Genomic DNA, 17554 nt, shown 5'->3' with positions numbered 1-17554 from the left:
GGATCGCAGCTGAGAGCCGACACACGTCGGTGAATCACCAAGCCTGACAACGGCGACGCCGGGTACGCAGGTACCGTCGTGACCATGGTTCCCGAGCGAGACAACGGCCTGTTGCCCCTGCGGCGCGAGTACACCCAGGCCTGGCACGGCTTCGACCGGAACGAAGTGCGCCAGTATCTGGATCATCTCGAATCCCAGCTGCATCGCGTGATCACCGACCGCGACGCCGCGATCGCGCAGGCGACCTCGGCCACCCGCGAACTCGAAACCGTCCGCCACGAGGTGGCGAAGCTGAACGCCAGGATCGAGGAGCTGAAGAAGCCGCCGGAGCGGCTCGAAGACCTCGACGAGCGGATGCAGCGCACCGTCACGCTCGCTCAGGCGCGCGCGGACGAGATCACGAAGCGTGCCGAGGTCGCGGCCGAGAAGCACTGGGCGTCCTCGAGCGAGGCTTCGAAGAAGCTCCGTGAGCGGTACACGCGGCTCGTCGCCGAGCTGGACAAGCAGGCGGACGCGCTGCACTCCGAACATGAATCCGCGCTCGCCGAAACGCGGGCCGAGGTCCACCGGCTGACCGTCGAGGCCGCCCAGCGCCGGGAACTGCTGGACAACGAGGCCGAGCGCAAGCGCCGCAAGATCGAGCGCGAGTTCGAGCAGACCATCGCGGCTCAGCGCGCCTCGCACGAGAAGCACATCACCGACCAGCAGACGGCCAGCAAGAACCAGGCCGAACGCCGGATCGCGGAGGCCACCGCGGAGGCCAAGCGCCGCATCGACGAGGCCACGGCCGAGGCCAAGCGCCGTCTCGACGAGGCCACGACGACAGCCGCCCAGCGCACGACCGCCGCCCAGCGGAAGGTCGAGCGGCTGGCGGAGATCCGCGAGCAGGCCCGCAAGAGCCTGATGCAGGCCGACGAGGTCCTGAAGGGCAGCGAGGCGATGCTCGCGGCGCTGCCCGAGGAGTCGGTGATCCCGCACGCTTCGAAGCTCGTCGGCGGCGACAGCAAGGCCGCGGAGACGAAGCCTGCCGGCAAGCCCGCCGAGCCGCCCGCGTCGAAGGCCCCGGCTCCCGCCAAATCCGCTCCCGCCAAGCCCGCTTCTTCGGCGCCTGCCGCCGCTGCGCCGAAGAACGGACAGAACGAGCAGGGCGGCCCGAAGGCGAACGGCCAGAAGCCGTCACCGGCCAAAACCGGCTCCTGACCTGCGCGAAGTAGCAAGGGACCTTTGCTGTCACTCTCTTTTGGAGAGCGATAGCAAAGGTCCCTTGCTCTCTTTTCGGGCGCTGTCAGGAGGCGGTGGTGCGAGGCCAGGGATTGGCCGCTTCGAGCTGGGCGGCTAGGCCGAGGAGGAGTGCTTCCCCGCCGGGCGCGGCGACGAGCTGGACGCAGGCCGGGATGCCCGAAGGATGTACGCCGACCGGAATCGACATCGCCGGGTAGCCCGCGAGATTCCAGAAGCCCGCGAAGCCCGCCACGCGTACGGACGGCAGGACGTTGGCGATCCATCGGGCTTCGTGCCACTTGCGCGCCTTGAGCGGAAGGGTCGCCAGCATGGGCGTCACCAGGACGTCGTGGTCGGCGAAGAACTCCTCGGCACGCTCCAGCCAGCGCTCGCGGGTGCTGTCCTGCACATGCTTGGCCAACAGCCGCCCAAGCCGGACGTGTGTGCGCGTCCGAGGCTGGAGCGCACCGAGATCGAAGCCCTCGGCCTGCTCGGCAGGGCCCGCGACCCAGCGCGCGAAGAGACCACCGACGGCTCCGGCGCTGTATCGGGGCGCGCCGGGCGCCACGGTGTGCCCGGCCTCGCGGAACAGCTCTCCGGCCCTCGTGACGGCTCGGCCGAACGCGCGCGGCAACGGCGCCCTCGTCAACGGGACCTGAGTCGACAGAGCGATGCGGGACCGCTTCGGTTCGGCGAGGTCCGCCAGGCCGGGCTCTTCGGCGAGGACCGACATCAGCACGGCCGCGTCGGCCACGGTGGTCGTCATCGGACCGTGTGTGGACAGGCCGAACCAGCCACTCTCCCCCGGTACGCGGACCACGTCCTTACCCGGTTTGAGACCGACGAGCCCGCACATGGCGGACGGCAGCCGGATCGAGCCCAGACCATCGGTGCCGTGCGCGATGGGCACCAGCCCGGCCGCGACGGCCGCCGCACTCCCGCCCGACGAACCGCCCGCGGCGTAGGCCGGGTTGCGCGGATTGCGCGCCACTCCGTCCGGACCGTCGCTCGACGGCCAGACACACAGCTCCGGCACCCGGGTCAGGCCGACGATCACCGCACCGGCGGCCCGCAGCCGCCGCGCTATCTCACCGTCCTCTGTGGACAGCGCGGACGAGCCCGCACGCGAACCCCACGAGGCATACTCGCCCTCGACCGGCGCGACGTCCTTGACCGCGATCGGCACGCCGGCCAAGGGCAGGTCGGCCAGGTCCGCGCGTTCGGCGACGGCGGCCGCCTCGGCGAGTGCCTCCTCATGCCTGACCCGGCGGAACGCGCCGACCACCCCGTCCGCCGCCGCGATCCGGGCCAACGCCTCTCGCGTCACCTCGACCGGGTCGAGCTCCTTGGCACGCACAGCCGCCGCGATTTCCACTGCCGTCTTGACCATCCCCGCACTGTAGAGCCGCCGGAGAAGATCAGCTGCGCGCCGAACAGGCGAACTTGGCCGAGTCCGGTTCGTACGCCGGGAAGTCGGTGTAGCCGTCGAGCCGGGCGCCGTAGTAGACGTCGTGGTCGGCCCGAGCGAGCGGGGCGCCCAAAGCGAACCGGGCGGGCAGGTCCGGATTCGCGATGAACAGCCGTCCGAAGGCGACCACATCGGCGAGACCGGTTTCGATCAAGGACTCACCCTCGTCCCGGGAAGTCGGTTCCTCTGACCGAAGGTTCGCGACGAGCGTCCCCGGCCACAGCGGCCGCAGGTGTGACAACGGCACAGCGTCGGGAGTGTCGATGACGTGCAGGTACGCGAGCTCGTACCGGCGTAGTTCCTCTAGCAGTCGTGAGTACACCTCCTTCCAGTCGTCTTCCACGATGTCGTTCTCCGGGTTGCCCGGCGAAATCCGCAGAGCGACCCTGGCCGCGCCGATCCGCTCGGTCACAGCCGCCACCACCTCGAGCGGGAAGCGGAGCCGGGCGGCGACCGAACCGCCGTAGCGGTCCTCCCTGAGATTGGTGTTGCGGGCGAGGAACTCCTGGATGAGGTAGCCGTTGGCACCGTGGAGTTCCACGCCGTCGAATCCTGCCTCGACGGCCCGGAGTGCCGCCGCGGCGAAGTCCTGGACGACCTCGCCTATCTCTTCTTCGCCGAGCGCACGCGGCTCGACCGTGTCCGTCCAGCCGTCGGCCGAGAAGATCCGCCCGGCCTGCCGGACCGCCGACGGCGCCACCGGCGTCCGGCCCATCACGCCGGGATGACTGACCCGGCCCGCGTGCCAAAGCTGCGCGAAAATCCGGCCGCCTTCCCTGTGCACGGCTTCCGTCACCGCACACCAGGCCTCGGCCTGCCGTTTCGTCGCGAGTCCTGGAATGCCCGGACCACTCTTGCCGGTCCGGTCGACCCAGATGCCTTCGCTCACGATCAACCCGGCGCTCGCGCGCTGCGCGTAGTACTCGGCCGTCCGCGGATGCGGCACGCCTGTGACATCGTCGGCGCGCCCCCTGGTCATCGGGGCCATCGCGATGCGGTTCGGCAACTGGATCGCGGTGCCGCGGAATGCTTCGAGCAACCTCATGAACGCGAAGCTAAACCCTGACACCGGCGTCACGGTCAACCTCGATTTCCGCGGCTACTGTGGACTGATGCGGATCGGCGAACTGGCGAAGCGGACCGGGGTGAGCGTCCGCTCGTTGCGGTACTACGAAACGGAAGGCCTGCTGCGTCCCGATCGATGCGGCAACGGCTACCGGACCTTCACCGAAGACGACATCGCCAGGGTGCTGCAGATCCAGCTCTTCTATTCGGCCGGGTTGTGCAGCGGCAAGATCGCGGAACTCCTTCCCTGTGTTTCCGGGGACCACACGCATTTGGTGCCTTCGCCGGGAATGGCCGACGAACTGGAGATCGCCAAGACTCGGATCCAGAACCAGATCTCCTTGCTCACCACCTCTCTATCGGTTCTGGAGCGCGTCCTGGCCGCGGCCAAGGGGACCGGCACCGCCGAGGTACCGGTTCCTTCCCGGCCCGTCCGGCGGCACCGTGGAATCCATGTCTGACCCGGATCAGGCGTTCGGGTCGCGGCCCAGCAGCCCGAGCAGCCTGTCCTGCAAGGGCGCGTCTTCGGGTACCTTCACTTCAGGGCCGAAGACGACGATGCCGGGCCCGAAAGCGCCGGGGACCCTCATCTGTTCGGGCATCGCCTGCGCGCCGGGCCACATCCGGGCGACCTCCTCCGGATCGATCGTGTCGTCCTGACCGGTGGCACGGGCCAGATCCCAGCCGTGGAGCACCATGTCGGCGCTGACGACCTGGTCGATGTGCTGTTCGGCGGTCATCTTCCCCGCCGGTGTCTCGTGCTCGGTGGCCGCGAGCACGGGGTCGGCGAGGATGGCTTCGACATCGGCCCGAGCCGCCCGGAGTGCGCCGAGCGGATCATCCGAGAGTGCGGGCGCAGGCCCGAGATCACGTCCGAAGGGACGCAGCATCGCGGCGTGCATGTCGACGATGTGCCCGACGACATCCCTGGCGCTCCACTCTTCACAGGGCGACCTGTTCTCCCATTGCCCGGCTTCGACGGCAGCGACCTTGCTCTCGAAGGCGTCGGCCCGGGCGCGGTAGCGGTCCGCGATGGCGGTCATCGTGTTCCCGCCCTCTCCGGAGTGGCGACGACCTCGGCCAGCTTGTCGAAGCCCTCACCGACACCCCGCTCCATCCCGGATTCGAGCACTGCGTCCCGGATCCGCTCCGAGGCGTACCGCACGACCTGGGTCAGCGTGGTGACCCCGCCGTGTTCGACCAACGTCAGCGTCGCCAACGCCTGGCCTTCCGAGGCATCGCAATCCTCGTTCGTCTCGAGGGAGACGAGTCTTTCCGGACGGTCGATCTCCTGGTAGACGCCCTGCAGCAGCATCTCCGCCCCGCCGTCTTGGCGCAGCAGGTAACGCCATCCGCCGCCGACCCGCAGGTCGATCTCGCATTCGACGACCTCCCAGTCGCGCGGGCCGAACCAGCGGCGCACCAGGTCCGGTTTGGTCCACGCGTCGAACACCAACGTCCTCGGCGCGTCGAAGGACCTCGTCATGAGGATCTCGAGATCGCCGGATTTCGTCACGCTGAGAGTGCGTCCCATCGTGCTGTTCCTTTCCGCTCGTGCGGTGGTCAATCGGTCTCGTCCCGGCGCTCCGGGTGCTTCATCTCTTCGTCCAGGACGAGGTCCAGCTGAGAGAAGGTCTCGTCCCAGTGGCGGCGGTAGCCGCCGAGCCATTCGTTCGCGTTCTTCAGCGGATCGGCCACCAACCGGCAGGGGCGACGCTGGGCATCGCGCCCCCTTGCCACCAGCCCCGCCCGCTCCAGCACTTTCAGATGTTTGGAGATGGCGGGCTGGCTCATCGCGAACGGCTCGGCCAGCTCCGTCACCGTGGCCTCACCGCGGGCGAGCCGCGCGAGGATCGCGCGGCGGGTGGGGTCGGCGAGTGCCGCGAAGGTGACATCGAGCAGATCTTGTGTCACGGCCGGCCGCCTTCCGTTTCCTGAGTTCGAGCGGTTCTCACGACTTCCCATTCTCACGATCGGCGCTCATCGGCACCGCGACGGTGGATAACCTTGCGGTTTCATAACCATGTGGTAATCTACGGCGGAGCAGATCGAGTTGTCAAGGCCGAGCACCGGCTTGACGAGGGAGAACACGAAAGAGGAAGGAGGTGGGACCGAGCCGGTCTCGCACTAAAGGACATGCGAGCGCGTACGAAAGGGCAACTGGGGTTACCGTCGATACCGGCATGGACGACGAACGAAACGAGCCGATGAACTCCGGGCGACCGAAGACGACGAAGCGATGGACGGCCGTCATCCTGGGAGCCGCCACCGTTCTCCTCACCAGCGTGCAGTGCGGCACGGCGGACGACCAGGCAGGCTCGGCACAGCCGGCGGGGACGGTACCTCCGCCGAGCAGCAGTGTCGCTTCGAGCCCGTCCAGCTCCGGCAAGCCCGCACCCTCGCCGTCACCGAGGGCGGAGCAGGCGCCTGCTCCGGGCTGCGAAACCGTCGTCGCCGGGATGAGCCCCCGGCAGCGACTGGCCCAGCTGGTGGTGGTCGGCGTGAACGCAGGCGACCCGCAGGCAGCGGTGAAACTGGTGCGCGATCAGCAGGTCGGCGGGATCTTCCTCGGCGGCAACGAGACGGCCCTGTTGCAGAACGGTGCGCTGGACGAGGTCCAACGCGCAGCGAAGATCCCGGTATCGGTGGCGATCGACGAGGAAGGCGGTCGTGTTCAACGGATCGACGCCCTCGACGGCAACATGCCCAGCGCCCGGAAGATGGCCTCGACCCTGACGCCGGCGCAGGTGCGGAAGAAGGCCGCCGAGCGAGGACGGCAGATGCGGGCTCGTGGCGTCACCGTCGACTACGCGCCCGACGCCGACATCACCGACCAGCCGGACCGCGACATCGTCGGCGACCGGTCGTTCGGCTCGGATCCGGAGGTCGCGCGCAAGTACGTCCTGGCGTTCGCACAGGGCCTGCGGGACGCCGGGGTGCAGCCGGTGCTGAAGCACTTCCCCGGGCACGGACACGCCACCGGGGACTCCCACAAGGGACTGGTGCGGACGCCGCCGCTGGCCTCGCTGCGCAAGGTCGACCTGGTGCCGTACCGCGACATCGGCGAGTACGGCGAGATCGGCGTCATGGTCGGACATCTGGACGTGCCCGACCTGACCGGCGGGACACCGTCGACCCTGTCGGCGCCGGCGTACCGGCTGCTGCGGAAGGACTACGCGTTCGACGGCCCGGTGATCACGGACGATCTCGGGGCGATGAAGGCGATCACATCGCAGTACCCGTTGCAGACGGCCGTGCTCAAGGCCTTGCAGGCCGGGGCGGATCAGGCGTTGTGGTCTTCCGGCGGCAACGTCGGCACGGTGCTGGCCACGCTGGAACAAGCGCTTGCGTCCGGCGACCTCCCTGCCGCCCGGGTCGACGAGGCAGCGACCCGCGTGCTCGCGGCGAAACACGCCTGCGGCTGACCGGCCACAGCCCGCGAGGTGACCAGGCCGGCGGGTGGCGTGAAAAGCGGTCCGAAAACTCAATGAACACAATGCTGACCAGGCCCGCGTCAGGGGTGACCCTGATCACCGCCCTGCCGCCCGATCAAGGAGGATCGCGTGCCTGGTCCCACGAAGTCCCTGCGCCGTCTCGCTCTGACGGCCGCCGCCGCTGCCGGACTGAGCCTGCTCGCCGCGCCGGTGGCGTCGGCCGCACCGGTGGCGTCGGCCGCACCGGTGACGTCGGCCGCGCCGTCGCCGATCGATCATCCGGTGCGGACCACCGGCTGTCACCGTCCGTCCCCGGTGCCGGCCGGGGCGACGACACTGCGGACCGTGACGTCGGGGGGCTTGGTCCGCGAGTACACGGTGCACGTTCCGGCGCGATACCGGCCTTCGCGGCCGTACCCGCTGGTGTTGTCGTTCCATGGCCACAAACGGACGTCGAAATATCAGGAGGAGCTGTCCGGGTTTTCCGCGTATGACGCGATTTCCGTCTACCCGCAAGGACTTCCGGGTACTGACGGCGAGTCGGCGTGGACCGGCGCGCCGTATTCCGCGGCCGCTGACGACGTGCTCTTCACCAGCGATCTGCTGAACACGCTCCAGCGTGAACTGTGCGTCGACTCCCGCCGGATCTACGCGACGGGCAAGTCGAACGGCGGCGGGTTCGTCGGCGTCCTCGCCTGCCGGATGCCGGGCCGGATCGCGGCGTTCGCCCCGGTCGCCGGCGCGTTCTATCCGCAAGGCGGCGAATGCCACCCGTCGCGTCCCGCTCCGATCCTCGACTTCCACGGAACGGCCGACGCGACGATCCCTTACACCGGAAATCCCGCGAAGGGCCTGCCGACGCTGCCGGACTGGCTCGCCGCGTGGTCCGACCGGAACGGCTGCTTCCCGCGCCCGATCCAGTACTCGCCGCGGGCCGACGTCACCGTCCAGCGCTGGCTCGGTTGCTCGCTCCAGCATTACCGGGTCGAAGGCGCCGGGCATGTCTGGCCGAGCACGGCGCCGAACAACGACTCCGCCACTCCGACCGTCATCGACGCCACGCCGGTCATCTGGAACTTCATGCTCGCCCACCGGCTGCGTTAAGAACTCGTCCATTTCCTTGCCGGATCCCCGCGCCTGGCGCTACCGTCGAACTTGACCGGATGACCAGATAGGCAAATCTAGTCATGAAGTCAGAGACTGGGAGCGCACGTGGCAGAACGTCCGGACCGCACCGCCGGCCGCGCCGATCGAATCCTCGACGCGGCCGGCGTCCTGCTGTCGCGGCTGGGCTATCGCAAGGTGACCATCGAGGACATCGCGAGCCAGGCCGGCATCGGGAAGGGCACGATCTACCTGCATTGGCCCACCAAGGAAACCCTCTTCCACGCGTTGCTCCTGCGTGAATCCCTTCGAGCCGCCGAGACCATTCTCGACCGGCTGGAGGAGGATCCGGCGGAAGTCGTCCCGCATCGGTTCCAGCGGGCCGTTTTCCTGTACACCCAGCGAAACCCGTTGCTCGGCGCACTCATCACCGGCAACACCGAAATGCTGGGCAGGCTGAAGACACATCCCTTGCAGGATCAGGACGCGGTCGTGACCGATCGGTACCTGAAGACGATGACCGACCGGGGCTTGTTGCGCGACGACATCCCGAACCTGCTCTTTTCCCTCCGCGCCTCGGCGCTGGGGTTCTACCTGATGGACAGCTTCACCACCGACGGCACCGGCCTCACCTCCGAAGAGAAGGCCGACGCCCTCGCGCACATCATCCGGACGGCGTTCGAGCCGCCGGAGCCACCGTCCACGGCGGATCTGGCCGCCACCGCGGCCGAAGTGATCCAGGCGTTCCGTGAGCTGATCTCGTCCTATCGCGCCTGGATCTACCGGAAGGACGGTGCCGGGGAGCCCGCTTGATCCGAGCTCCTCCACCACGAGAAGAAGGGGGCAAGCCATGACCACGATCGCCGAAACCTGGGGCGTCCACGAAGGCCAGTTCTGGCTTCGAGGAGAATTCCCGGCCGACCCGGTCCACTTCGACGCCGAGACGGGTATGTGGAACGTCTACGGCCACGCCGAGGCGTTGGAGACCCTGAGTGATCCCAAGGTGTTCTCGTCCGACACCGCCCGGCTGATCCCCCAGGAGATCGCACCGGACAAGGACCTGTTCGTCGAGGGCAACCTGCTCCAGATGGACCCGCCGGACCACAAGAAGCTGCGCACGCTGGTGAGTCACGCCTTCACGCCGAAGGTCGTCGCGGATCTCGAACCGCGGATCGCCGCGTTGACGAACGAACTCCTCGACGCGGTCGACGGCGCGGACTCGATGGAACTGGTGACGCATCTGGCTTATCCGTTGCCGGTGATCGTCATCGCCGAACTGCTCGGCATCCCGGCGAGCGATCGCGACCTGTTCAAGGAATGGGTCGACACGATGCTGCGGAACAGCCAGCAGCGGTCGCTGATCAAGCAGACCGAGGAGGACAAGAAGGCCTCAGAGGAAACCGCGGAACAGCTGAAGAACCTGGTGAACTACCTTGCCGGGCACGTCGAGGACCGACGGCGGAACCCGCGCGAGGACCTGCTGACCAAACTCGTCGAAGCCGAAGTGGACGGCGCGAAACTCACGCAGAACGAGGTCGTCAACTTCGCGAACGTGCTGCTGCTCGCCGGGCACATCACCACCACGATGCTGCTCGGGAACACGGTGCTGTGCCTGGATTCCCATCCGGACGAGTACCGGCGCGTCCGCGAGGACCGGGCACTGCTGCCCGCCACCATCGAGGAATCGCTGCGCTTCCTCAGCCCGTTCGCCCTCGTCGCCCGTGCCACGACGACCGACGTCGAACTGGGCGGGAAGACGGTCCCCGCGGACAGCATGCTCGCCATCTGGGTCGCGGCGGCGAACCGGGATCCGCGTACGTTCAAGGACCCGGGCACCTTCGATCCGGCGAGGTCGCACAATCCGCATCTCGCCTTCGGCCGCGGGATCCATTTCTGCATCGGCGCCCCGCTCGCCAGGCTGGAAGGCAAGACGGCGCTCAACATCCTGCTGGACCGGTTCCCGGCTCTGCGTACCGATCCTGCCGTTCCGCCGTCGTTCATACCCAGCCCGAACATGACCGGGGTGAACAAGCTCCAGCTGCTGCTGAAGCCCTAGCGGTCGGCGAACCGGGAGGCGAGCGGCACCACCACTCGCGGAGTCCGCTTTCCGGCGGTGTACCGCAATTCGGTGATGTTGCCGTTCGGCACCTGGTAGGTGTCGGCGAACGTCCGGAATCCGCGCATGGCCTCGCTGTCCGGGGTGGTGATCCCGGTCAGCAGCGACCACATGACCGCTCGGATGAAGAGCCCGTGCGTGAAGACGGCGATCGGGCCGGGTTCCCGTTCTCCCAATCGCGCCAGGAAGTCCTGGGTCCGGGCGTAGAGGGCCGCGAAGGATTCCGCGCCGTTCACCGCGTGGTGGGGATCGGCCCGATCCCAGTACGCCTCGGTGTACGGCTTACGGGTGGCGGTGGTGGTGACCTGTCCATGGAGTTCGCCGAGAAAGGTGAACTCCTGGACAGGCCACTCCTCGAGCTCCGCGTTGGGGAACCGCTCGATCGTCGGCTCGGCGGTCTGCCGCGCCCGCACGAACGGCGACGTCACGATCAACCGAGGCGGTTCGGCCAGCGAATCCGCGATTTCGACGGCCTGCCGCCTGCCGAGTCCGGTCAGCGCCGAAGCCCCTGGCTCCCCGCCGGGAAGACCCGCGTTGGACTCGCTTTCCCCATGCCTGATCAGCCACACCCTTGCCACGATCGCCTCCTAGACCCCGTGTGCCAACGACGATCGCACCGAGCGGAGTTGATCGCGACTTCGAGGATGCCGTATCGCCACCGAAGTGGCGCGGTTTTCAACGGTCGAACTGTCCCGGCGCCCGTCCCTCGCCCGCGGGGCCGCGGTACGCCTGCGCGATGTCCAGCCAGTGGTCGGCCAGCGCGCCTTCGGCACGGATGTCGAGGTCCTCGCGATGACGACGCCGCGTGACGAGGAGACAGAAGTCCTCCGCGCTCCCGGTGATCCGCTGCCGCGAGTCCTCGGGTCCGAACGTCCACAACCGGCCGGACGGCGAGGTGATCTCGAACCGGAACTCCTGCTCCGGCGGGGTCAGGCCCCGCGCCTCGTAGCCGAAGTCCCGCACCCGGACGGCGAAGCCGACGAGGTACGCGAGCCGGTCCGTCCGCTCCGGCCGAACGCCCAGCGCGTCCGCGACGTCCTGCCCGTGGGCGAACAGTTCCATCATCCCGGCGCAGGCGAGGATCGCCGGCGGCAGCGGGTTGACCAGCCACGGTACGACCTGGTCCGCCGGGACCGCGGCGAGCGCCTTGATGCCGGCGTCGCGTTCGGCGCGCCAGCGGCCGAGCAGGACCTCGTTGGGGTCGCCGAGGTAGTCGTCGAGGGCCGCGTTGACGGCGGCGTCGAACCCGCGCACCATCGAGCTCTTCATGACTTCAGCGAACTTCTGCGGCTCGCCCGCGGACAGTCCGGCGATCTTGAAAATGAAAGAGAGATGGGCGATCTGGTGTTTGACCGACCAGCCCGCCGCGGGGGTCGGCAGCTCCCATCCCGCGTCGTCCAGGCCGGCCACCAGGGCGTCGACCTGTTCGCCCTCCGTGGTGAGGTCCTTGATCACGTTCCGGAAGTCAGTCACCGTGCCGTCCTCTCGCCGTTTCCACCCTTTCGAATGATGCGGGCGCGCGGGGCCGTCGTCTTCTCCTGGTGAGCCCAGTCGAATTTCGTGCTTGATTCTGGAGCCGGGTCCAAGTTCTACCCTCGTGTCATGCGAACCGAAGCGACGACGGCACTGGCGGCGCTGACCATGTCCCAGGTGACCGCCCGTGCCGGGGTGCGGCCGGACACCGTGCGCTACTACGAGCGCATCGGTCTCCTGCCCGTCCCGGCGCGGACGACCGGGGCGCATCGGCGCTACGACGAGAACGTCATCGACAGGTTGCGGTTCATCCGCGGCACTCAGCGGCTCGGGCTGACGCTGACGGAGATCGGTGACCTGCTGAGCGTGCGCGACACCGGGGTCTGCCCGTGCGAACCCGCCGAAACCATGCTGGAACGCCATCTCACCGAGATCGAAGCGGAGATGACGCGGCTCGGCGAACTGCACGCCGAACTCACTTCCATGCTGTCCGGGATGTCCGGCGCCAAATGCGCCGATCCGCTTCCCGGCGCCTGGTGCCCGCCTGACCGCGAACCCGAGGGAGGAGGTGGATGACCATGCGTAACGACGATTGTTGCGACTGCGACTGCAGCGGCACCGGCTGCTGCTGACCCGCTTCGGCGGGACCGGCCGGGCTTGACGTCACCCGGCCGGCCATCCGAGGTCAGTCTTGCGGCAGGAGCACCATCTTGCCGATCCGGTCCTTGCAGACTTCGGCCGAATAGGCCATCAGGCCGCCTGCCTGCGCGTCCCGGAACAGCCGCTGGATCGGCGAAGTGCGCAGGAAGCCCGAACCGCCGCCCGCCTTCAGCGCCAGCTGGGCGACGTCGCGGGCGATCTCGTTCGCAAGCACCTTTGCGGTCATGGTCGCGGGCATGAACTCCGGCGAGTTCTGATCCGCCAGCCACGCCATGTTCCGGGAGTACATACGCGCGGCTTCCAGGCGCGTGTGGACGTCCGCGACTTCGAACTGCAGCCATTGCATTTCGGCGAGCGGCTGCCCGGTCACCGGGATGACACGGCTTCGGGAGTGCGCGATCAGAGCGTCCTCCGCCGCGTCGGCGATCCCCAAGGACAAGAAGGCCAGGCCCGCCGCGATGTGGTTCGGGCGTTGCTCGGCCGAGGGCGGGCACCTGCGGTCTTCTCGCAGGACTGTCCCTTCGAAGGAGACGAGCTGGCTCCTGCTGGCGCGCAGTCCCATCGTGTCCCAGATGGGCACGAAGGTCATCGTTTCGTCCGGCGAGACGCCGAAGAACGTGGGCACGCCGTCGACGAGCGCGTTCACCAGGAAGTGGTCGGCGACCTCGCAACCGGAAACGAACCGCTTGGCGCCGGTGAGCCGGTGCCCACCCTCGACGGGCTCGGCGATCTGTTGCGGCATCAGGAACATGTTGCCGCCGCTCGGTTCCGACAGCGCGTTGGCGAACCGCTTGCCGTCGATGAGTTCCCCGGCGTAGAAGCGGCCCACTTCGGGAGCGGACAGCTGGACCAGCCCGACCGCGGCGCCGATGTGCATCACCCAGACGCACGCTGTCGACGAACAGGCGGCGCTGAGGATCCGGACGATCTCGCCGTAGGACCGATAGCTGAGGTCTTCACCGCCGAATTCGGCGGGCAACGTCGCCCTGTCGAGTCCGGTCGCGTGCAACGCGCGGAGGTTGGCGATGGGCAGCTCGGCCGTTTCGTCGAACTCGGCGGCACTCGCCGCGAAGTCCCTCGCCAGTTCGGTGACGGTTTCGATCCAGTGGCGTTCGTGGGCGGGCGGGGCGAACGGATGGCTCATGACCGCATCATGCCGGAATCGCGAAGGCCTCCCCGCCACCCCGAGAATGGCGAAGGAGGCCTTTCACGGTCCGGCCGTCACACTCCGGTGCAGGCGGCCATCGCGAATTCACCGGAAGCGGTCTTGGTCGAAACCACGGCGCCGTCGACGGTGATCTTGCAGGTGACGGAGCCGCCGGTCTCGCCGGTGGTCACCGTGAGCGTCCCGCCCTTGTAGACGCCCTTGTTCTCGACTTCCTTGTTCCACGGCAGCGCCGGAACCGTTTCGGTGACGGGGTTGAGGACCTCGCCGTAGATGACCTCGACGTTCGTGGCGTCACCGGTGATCTCGTAGGACACCTTCGCGGTGCGGTTGATCTCGTTGTTGACTTCGTTGACCGCCGCGTTGAACACGAAGATCCACACCACGCAGACCACGAGGCCGAGTGCGGACAAGGCGATACCGGTGATGGAGAGCCCCTTGTTGGAGGCCTTCCCGTTCTTGACGCGGATCAGCCCGATGATCGAGAAGATCAGGCCGAGGATCACCAGCGGCCACGCGATGACGCCGACGAACGGGATCGGGGAGAAGACCAGCCCCACCAGGCCGAGGACGAAGCCCGTGACGCCGATGCCGTTGCGGGGCGGCATCGGGCTGGCGGGGGCTTGCGGGGCCGGCGTGTAGGGGGTTTGCTGGGTCACGGAGGTTTTTCCTTTCCAACGGGATGAACGAGGCGGCATACAACCAGTGATCCCGAGGCGGCCGCATCGTCCTCGGCGCGCCGACCCGTTACGACGAAAGTCGTAATCCGCGCGTTTCGAAGGATCGGTTCCGCTGATGCGGGCGGCCCGGCCCGCCTGCGTACGCTCAGCGCATGGCAAGGCGTGTGCTCGGCGTGGTGCTCACCGTGGTGGCGGTCGCGGCGTGCGTGATCAGCAGCATTTTCGTCTTCAGCGCCCAGGGTTATCTTCCGGCGACGAAAGAGTTCGAACCGACTTGGTGGTCCGCGCTCGGCTTCTTCACCGGTATCGGCGCCGCGGTCATGCTCTGCTGGCGGCACAAATGGCCGGAACTCGTCCTCGCCATCGCCTTGGTGCCGCCGCTTTGTTTCCGCTCCGACGCGCTGGCCGCGTTGGTCGCCCTCGCCGCGTTGGCCGCGCGCCGCCGCGACCGTTTCCTTTGGCTCGGGTCCGTGCTCGTCTTCCTCGCCACGGCGTGGGCGTTGTTCGGTGACGCCAACCGTCATCCCGACGTGACCGTCGCGGGGCAAATCGTCGGTAAGCAGTTCTCCGCCGTGCAGGTGATGGGAACGCTGACGGTCGCCGTCGTGCTGACGGCCGTACCGCTCACCGTCGGGGTCGTGCGCGGGATGCAGGGCACCCTCGCGATCCGTGAGGCCAAGGAAGAGGAACTCCGCGCCGAAATGACCCGCCGCGCGGAACGCACCCGGATCGCGCGCGAGATGCACGACGTCCTCGGGCACCGGCTTTCCCTGCTGTCCCTGCAGGCCGGCGCGCTCGAGGTCAGCAAAGGACCCGCGACGACGGAAGCGGCGAAGACCGTCCGCACGACGGCGCGCCAGTCGCTCGAAGATCTGAGGCAGGTCATCGGTGTGCTGCGCGATGGCCAGGGATTCGGCGAAAACGGGGAGAACGGAACCCATCCGGAACCGCCACAGCCGACGCTGGCGGACATCCCCGAACTGGTCGCCAACGCCCGCCGGGCCGGCCTGGGGGTCAACGTGACGATCCTGCTGGACGACGCGGGCGGCGCGCCGGCGTTGCTCGGCACGACCGCGTACCGGATCGTCCAGGAGTCGATGACCAACATCCTGAAACACGCTCCGGGCGCGACGGCCGAGGTTTCGGTTCGCGGAGGACCGGGGAACGGGCTCACCGTCGAGGTCGTCAATCCGCTGCCCGCGACGGCTCCCGCCGGCAAGGCGCCGGGTGCGGGCTCCGGGCTGACCGGGATCGGCGAACGCGTTACGCTGATCGGCGGGACCGTCAGCACCGGGCCCACCGAAGAGCGCACATTCGCCGTCCGGGCTTGGCTACCGTGGGGACACCACTAACCTGTCCGGGTGAACCAGCGCCCACTGCGAGTGCTGCTCGTCGACGACGACCCCCTCGTGCGAACCGGCTTGTCGATGATCCTGTCGAGCGCGGGCGACATCCAGGTCGTCGCGGAAGCAGGCGACGGGGACGAGGCCGTGCCGAAGGTGACCATGCACGCTCCCGACGTCGTGCTGATGGACATCAGGATGCGGCGGATGAACGGCCTCGTCGCGACCGCCGCCGTCACCGCGCTGCCCAACCCGCCGAAGGTCCTCGTCCTGACCACGTATGACCTCGACGAGTACGTCTTCGACGCGCTCGGCGCGGGCGCCAGCGGATTCCTGCTGAAAGAGGGGTCACCGCAGGAGATCATCGACGCGGTGCGCGTGGTCGCGGCCGGCGAGGCGATGCTGTCGCCGCGGACGACGCGGAAACTCATCGGGCATTTCGTCGCGACCAGGACGAGCCCTCGCCGCCATCGTGCGCGAGCGGGACTGAAGACCCTGACCGAGCGCGAGCGGGACATCGTCACGGCCGTCGCGCAGGGCGGGACCAACGCCGAAATCGGCGCGGAACTGCACCTGAGCGAAGCGACCGTGAAGACCCACATCACCCGGATCTTCGCGAAACTCGACGCGACCAACCGGGTCCAGCTGACGATCTTCGCCTACGAAGCCGGGCTCGTCGCTCCCTGACGGTCCGTCGCGAGCAAGGCGGCCAGCACCACGACGACACCCACGATGACCAGCGGCGTCGATCCGGCGGACGACCTTTGGTGAACTGTCCGTCCGTCATCGCTTTCGGGTTTCCTCCTCCCCCGGCGGAACAGGACCCGCGGGACTACGCGAGCCCGGCGAGGACGGCGGCCGCCTCCTTCGGGTGGATGAGGAAACGGACGTGGCTGCTCACGAGCGAGCGCACGTCGGTCGGGTTGTCCGGGGTGAGCGCGTCCGCCTCCTTGATGAAGCGGTCCTGCAGCGCGAGCGGCATCGACCGGTCCTCGGTGAGCCTGAGATAGGTGCGCGGGATCCGGCCCCAGGTGGCCGCGTCGGCGCGTTCGGTCCCGGCGTCGAGGCTCTCGTCCGGCTCAAGAGTGTTGAGGTAGGCGAAGAATTCCTGCTCGGTGCCGTCTTCGAGCATCGCGGTCTTCAAGGCGGCCAGCAGCGCGGGATCGGCGGTGCGCCAGTTCATCCGGAGCGCGCCGAGCACGGCGGGATCGGCGACGACGACACCGCCGACGTCGTTGAGCGCGCTGCTCGCGTACTCGGGTCCCTGCATGTACTCGCCCACCGTCGCGTCGACGCAGCACCACGCGGAGATGTAGACGATCCGGTCGATCAGTTCCGGGACGGCGTTGCCGACCCCGGTGAGCGTGACGCCACCCCGGCTGTGCCCGACCAGGATGACCGGCCCGTACTCGGCGACCTCGCGCACGACGCCCACTACCTGCTCGACGGCCTCGGCCAGCGTCGCACCCGCCTGGTTCGACGGTGCCTTGGCCAACGCTTCGAGGTCTTGCGGCGCCTGGTAGGCGGCGTGGAAACCGGCGGCGAACCCATGTCCGGGAAGGTCGACGGCCAGCGTGCGGTGGCCGAGCAGGGCGAGTTCGCGTTGCAGCGGACCCCAGGTGAACGAGGCGCTGCTGGAACCGTGTACGAAAACGTAGGTCGGAGTCACGCTCGTATCCTGGCATCCCGGCTTTGCCCCGGTGATGATCATGAGGGGCAGATCATGGCCGCAAGCCGGATCGTCACGTTCCGAGGGCCAGGAGATGTAACGCGAGAGCCACCGTCTACGACCTAGGTCCCGCAGCACAGCGAAAGCCACTGGGGA

At 68.3% G+C, this 17554-nt stretch carries 19 protein-coding genes; 9 read left to right on the top strand and 10 right to left on the bottom strand.

Annotated features, from left to right (window positions below; translation table 11 throughout):
- Window positions 1–84 precede the first annotated feature (84 nt).
- On the top strand, window positions 85–1200 hold the full coding sequence (locus DMH03_RS10625) for a cell division protein DivIVA (protein WP_125791850.1): 1116 nt from the start codon (window positions 85–87) through the stop codon (window positions 1198–1200).
- Between the two features lie 85 nt (window positions 1201–1285).
- Here the strand turns inward: DMH03_RS10625 and DMH03_RS10620 are convergent, their stop codons facing one another.
- Window positions 1286–2611 (bottom strand): amidase, encoded by a 1326-nt coding sequence (locus tag DMH03_RS10620; RefSeq protein WP_125791849.1) that lies wholly within the window; start codon window positions 2609–2611, stop codon window positions 1286–1288.
- 28 nt (window positions 2612–2639) lie between these two features.
- Window positions 2640–3734 carry an alkene reductase gene (locus tag DMH03_RS10615; protein ID WP_125791848.1) on the bottom strand — a complete coding sequence of 365 codons (1095 nt, stop codon included), beginning with the start codon at window positions 3732–3734 and terminating at the stop codon, window positions 2640–2642.
- Between DMH03_RS10615 and DMH03_RS10610 the strand changes: the two genes are divergently transcribed.
- Window positions 3733–4215 carry a MerR family transcriptional regulator gene (locus DMH03_RS10610; protein WP_125791847.1) on the top strand — a complete coding sequence of 161 codons (483 nt, stop codon included), beginning with the start codon at window positions 3733–3735 and terminating at the stop codon, window positions 4213–4215. The two genes, DMH03_RS10615 and DMH03_RS10610, sit on opposite strands and share 2 nt — an antisense overlap.
- A 6-nt stretch (window positions 4216–4221) precedes the next feature.
- Here DMH03_RS10610 and DMH03_RS10605 read toward each other — a convergent pair whose 3' ends face one another.
- Genes DMH03_RS10605 through DMH03_RS10595 form a run of 3 tightly spaced genes read right to left on the bottom strand, consistent with a single transcriptional unit; the run spans window position 4222 to window position 5668 of the window.
- Window positions 4222–4797 carry a TIGR03086 family metal-binding protein gene (locus tag DMH03_RS10605; protein ID WP_125791846.1) on the bottom strand — a complete coding sequence of 192 codons (576 nt, stop codon included), beginning with the start codon at window positions 4795–4797 and terminating at the stop codon, window positions 4222–4224.
- The gene (locus tag DMH03_RS10600) at window positions 4794–5288 is read right to left on the bottom strand and encodes an SRPBCC family protein (RefSeq protein WP_125791845.1); all 495 of its coding nucleotides are present in this window, start codon (window positions 5286–5288) and stop codon (window positions 4794–4796) included. Before DMH03_RS10600 ends, DMH03_RS10605 begins: the two co-directional genes overlap by 4 nt.
- Before the next feature lie 29 nt (window positions 5289–5317).
- Window positions 5318–5668, bottom strand: a complete 351-nt coding sequence (locus tag DMH03_RS10595; RefSeq protein ID WP_125791844.1) for a helix-turn-helix transcriptional regulator — start codon at window positions 5666–5668, stop codon at window positions 5318–5320.
- Between the two features lie 269 nt (window positions 5669–5937).
- On the opposite strand from DMH03_RS10595, the gene DMH03_RS10590 reads away from it, so the two are divergent.
- From DMH03_RS10590 to DMH03_RS10575, 4 genes are all read left to right on the top strand, one after another.
- The gene (locus DMH03_RS10590; RefSeq protein ID WP_125791843.1) at window positions 5938–7179 is read left to right on the top strand and encodes a glycoside hydrolase family 3 N-terminal domain-containing protein; all 1242 of its coding nucleotides are present in this window, start codon (window positions 5938–5940) and stop codon (window positions 7177–7179) included.
- A gap of 138 nt (window positions 7180–7317) precedes the next feature.
- Window positions 7318–8292 carry a PHB depolymerase family esterase gene (locus DMH03_RS10585; protein WP_125791842.1) on the top strand — a complete coding sequence of 325 codons (975 nt, stop codon included), beginning with the start codon at window positions 7318–7320 and terminating at the stop codon, window positions 8290–8292.
- Window positions 8293–8400: 108 nt separating this feature from the next.
- The gene (locus DMH03_RS10580; RefSeq protein WP_125791841.1) at window positions 8401–9105 is read left to right on the top strand and encodes a TetR/AcrR family transcriptional regulator; all 705 of its coding nucleotides are present in this window, start codon (window positions 8401–8403) and stop codon (window positions 9103–9105) included.
- 37 nt (window positions 9106–9142) lie between these two features.
- Window positions 9143–10348, top strand: a complete 1206-nt coding sequence (locus DMH03_RS10575) for a cytochrome P450 (RefSeq protein WP_125791840.1) — start codon at window positions 9143–9145, stop codon at window positions 10346–10348.
- Here DMH03_RS10575 and DMH03_RS10570 read toward each other — a convergent pair.
- Both DMH03_RS10570 and DMH03_RS10565 read right to left on the bottom strand, forming a co-directional pair.
- Entirely contained in the window at window positions 10345–10986 is a 642-nt protein-coding gene (locus DMH03_RS10570) for a histidine phosphatase family protein (RefSeq protein ID WP_125791839.1), read from the bottom strand. The two genes, DMH03_RS10575 and DMH03_RS10570, sit on opposite strands and share 4 nt — an antisense overlap.
- 97 nt (window positions 10987–11083) lie before the next feature.
- Window positions 11084–11881 (bottom strand): TIGR03084 family metal-binding protein, encoded by a 798-nt coding sequence (locus DMH03_RS10565; RefSeq protein ID WP_125791838.1) that lies wholly within the window; start codon window positions 11879–11881, stop codon window positions 11084–11086.
- A 129-nt stretch (window positions 11882–12010) separates the two neighbouring features.
- On the opposite strand from DMH03_RS10565, the gene DMH03_RS10560 reads away from it, so the two are divergent.
- Window positions 12011–12457: a MerR family transcriptional regulator gene (locus DMH03_RS10560; RefSeq protein WP_125791837.1), complete on the top strand. Its 447-nt coding sequence runs from the start codon at window positions 12011–12013 to the stop codon at window positions 12455–12457.
- A 109-nt stretch (window positions 12458–12566) separates the two neighbouring features.
- Here the strand turns inward: DMH03_RS10560 and DMH03_RS10555 are convergent, their stop codons facing one another.
- Together DMH03_RS10555 and DMH03_RS10550 are read right to left on the bottom strand one after the other, a co-directional pair.
- Window positions 12567–13685 carry an acyl-CoA dehydrogenase family protein gene (locus tag DMH03_RS10555; RefSeq protein ID WP_125791836.1) on the bottom strand — a complete coding sequence of 373 codons (1119 nt, stop codon included), beginning with the start codon at window positions 13683–13685 and terminating at the stop codon, window positions 12567–12569.
- Window positions 13686–13762: 77 nt separating this feature from the next.
- Window positions 13763–14314, bottom strand: a complete 552-nt coding sequence (locus tag DMH03_RS10550) for a DUF4190 domain-containing protein (protein WP_125792868.1) — start codon at window positions 14312–14314, stop codon at window positions 13763–13765.
- Window positions 14315–14538: 224 nt separating this feature from the next.
- Between DMH03_RS10550 and DMH03_RS10545 the strand changes: the two genes are divergently transcribed.
- Complete coding sequence (locus tag DMH03_RS10545) at window positions 14539–15738, top strand: sensor histidine kinase (RefSeq protein WP_199748819.1); 1200 nt, start codon at window positions 14539–14541, stop codon at window positions 15736–15738.
- 30 nt (window positions 15739–15768) lie between these two features.
- The gene (locus tag DMH03_RS10540) at window positions 15769–16416 is read left to right on the top strand and encodes a response regulator transcription factor (RefSeq protein ID WP_125792866.1); all 648 of its coding nucleotides are present in this window, start codon (window positions 15769–15771) and stop codon (window positions 16414–16416) included.
- Between the two features lie 145 nt (window positions 16417–16561).
- On the opposite strand, the gene DMH03_RS10535 is transcribed toward DMH03_RS10540, so the two are convergent.
- Window positions 16562–17398 carry an alpha/beta fold hydrolase gene (locus tag DMH03_RS10535; protein WP_125791835.1) on the bottom strand — a complete coding sequence of 279 codons (837 nt, stop codon included), beginning with the start codon at window positions 17396–17398 and terminating at the stop codon, window positions 16562–16564.
- Window positions 17399–17554: the final 156 nt, after the last annotated feature.

The organism is Amycolatopsis sp. WAC 01376, assembly GCF_003947415.1.
In the GTDB taxonomy this organism is placed as follows: domain Bacteria; phylum Actinomycetota; class Actinomycetes; order Mycobacteriales; family Pseudonocardiaceae; genus Amycolatopsis.
The sequence above is the reverse complement of the archived record's forward strand: the minus strand, read 5'-3'. Positions and strand labels throughout refer to the sequence as shown.